The following is a 255-nucleotide window of genomic DNA, read 5'->3' on the forward strand; positions in this document are numbered from 1 at the left end:
CCCAGTGTGGCCGATCACCCTCTCAGGTCGGCTACGCATCGTCGCCTTGGTGAGCCGTTACCTCACCAACTAGCTAATGCGCCGCAGGCCCATCCTCAAGTGACAGATTGCTCCGTCTTTCCCGGCCTCTCCAGGTGGAGAAACCGATTATCTGGTATTAGCATCCGTTTCCGGAGGTTATCCCAGTCTTAAGGGCAGGTTGCCTACGTGTTACTCACCCGTCCGCCGCTAACTTCACCCCGAAGGGATCCGTCC

General features: G+C 58.0%; 1 rRNA gene. It reads right to left on the bottom strand.

The window, feature by feature from the left end:
- Positions 1-255 (bottom strand): 16S ribosomal RNA (locus M3223_RS24670); the annotation flags it as partial.

The sequence above is a fragment of the Paenibacillus pasadenensis genome (assembly GCF_023715725.1).
Lineage (GTDB): Bacteria > Bacillota > Bacilli > Paenibacillales > Paenibacillaceae > Paenibacillus_O > Paenibacillus_O pasadenensis_A.